This window comes from Caballeronia sp. M23-90, from assembly GCF_053574605.1.
Genome location: NZ_JBSIPA010000780.1, coordinates 1 through 1584, shown reverse-complemented (window position 1 = coordinate 1584; position 1584 = coordinate 1). Strand labels below are relative to the sequence as shown.

Annotated in this window: 3 protein-coding genes and 1 pseudogene; 1 reads left to right on the top strand and 3 read right to left on the bottom strand. The window is 56.3% G+C overall.

The genetic code is table 11. From position 1 onward, the window contains the following. Positions 1-131 (bottom strand): annotated as a pseudogene (locus ACRXB1_RS35800) (oxidoreductase); the annotation flags it as partial. Positions 132-444: 313 nt separating this feature from the next. Between ACRXB1_RS35800 and ACRXB1_RS35795 the strand changes: the two are divergent. Next, positions 445-1074 carry a TetR/AcrR family transcriptional regulator gene (locus tag ACRXB1_RS35795; protein ID WP_449494739.1) on the top strand — a complete coding sequence of 210 codons (630 nt, stop codon included), beginning with the start codon at positions 445-447 and terminating at the stop codon, positions 1072-1074. Between the two features lie 14 nt (positions 1075-1088). Here ACRXB1_RS35795 and ACRXB1_RS35790 read toward each other — a convergent pair whose 3' ends face one another. Further along, complete coding sequence (locus tag ACRXB1_RS35790) at positions 1089-1331, bottom strand: DUF2795 domain-containing protein (RefSeq protein WP_061999489.1); 243 nt, start codon at positions 1329-1331, stop codon at positions 1089-1091. Positions 1332-1354: 23 nt separating this feature from the next. After that, a complete protein-coding gene (locus tag ACRXB1_RS35785) occupies positions 1355-1570 on the bottom strand; it encodes a DUF2795 domain-containing protein (protein WP_449494740.1) in 216 nt (71 codons plus the stop codon). Positions 1571-1584: the final 14 nt, after the last annotated feature.

Here is a 1584-nt window from a genome sequence, read left to right as displayed (position 1 = left end):
AGGATCGTGCCGCCTGCGTCATGCACGGCTTTCGTGACCAGCTTCCAGCCTTCGACCTGCTCGTCCGACCAGATTCCCGGCGTTTCAGCGTAACCCACGCCTTGCGGCGTGACCGAGGTCGCTTCGCGCAAGGATCCGACAAGCGCTGCACGGAAGGAAACCGAGCGGCCTTCAACCCGCGGTAACAGCGAGAACATGCGACGACAGACTTGCAGAATCACGGATGACCTCGACGCAAAACGGTGAACGCGCAGCGCCGACTCAGCCTGATGCAACGCGTTTTCATGAGATTCAAGCAGTTTGGTTGCGGTGATCGAAGCGTCCGAAAGCCAATGCCCACATGCTTTCGAGTGTGCTGATACCGAGATACGGGTTGCATTCTAATACAACACTGTATCTGGAATCGACTCTGCATCTAAATTTTTGAGATGATAAACTTCGCGGATGAACCGAATTCGCCTGACCCGTGAACAAAGCCGCGATCAAACCAGAGAGCGTTTGATGGACGCTGCCCAAGCGGTATTCATGAAGAAGGGATTTGTTGCGGCAAGCGTCGAGGACATCGCGGCGTCGGCCGGTTATACGCGCGGCGCTTTTTATTCGAACTTCGGCAGCAAGTCGGCGTTGTTCCTCGATCTTCTCAAGCGTGATCACGACGTCATCATGAAAAGGCTGCATTCCATCTTCGAGGGCGAGGCGACGCGCGCCGACATGGAAGCGCGCCTCCTGCAGTATTACAGCGTCTGTTATCGCGACAACAAGTGTTTTTTGCTCTGGGTCGAAGCGAAATTGCAGTCAAGCCGCGATGCGAAATTCCGCGCGCAATTCAATGCATTCATCCGGGAACTGTTGCAGATGACGACGGCGTACATCGTCGCGTTTTCGGAGCGTGCGGGAACGCCGTTACCCATGCCGGCTGAAGAACTAGCGCTGGGCCTGACGGCGTTGATCGATGGAATGCAGTTTTTCTATACTTCGGACCCGCAAGGCTGCGGGGCCGAGATGTCCGAGTTAGTGCTCGCCAAGTTCTTCAGCCGGGTGGTGTTTGGGGCTGAAAAGGCCGGGACCGCCTGAACTGGTGTTTTATTTCAAGCCGATATTCCCGGGCCTGCGCCACTGCCGAGCAATTGCTCGACTGCATCGGCGCTTGCGTAGTCCTGTTCGGGTAAGCCGTCGAACACACTGATTACGTCATTACTCACGCCCGCGGCGCGTGCTGCATCGACGATGCCGTCCTTGTTGGCCGGGAACTTCACGTCGCGGAGAACCTGCGCAATTTCATCGTTGATAGGTTCGTAGTTCAGGCCTTCGCTAATGCGTGTATCGGTCATCTGTGTCCTGGGTTGTGGTTGAGTCATGTACGGACTTGCACTACCTGACTCACCATGCCGTGACTAGGCGAGTGCGACTTCGGCAATGGCACGTGGCGCCAGCGCGCGTGATCGATTTCCTGTGCGGCATCGACGATGCCGTCCTTGTTGGCCGGGAACTTCACGTCGCGGAGAACCTGCGCAATTTCATCGTTGATAGGTTCGTAGTTCAGGCCTTCGCTAATGCGTGTATCGGTCATCTGTGTCCTGGGTT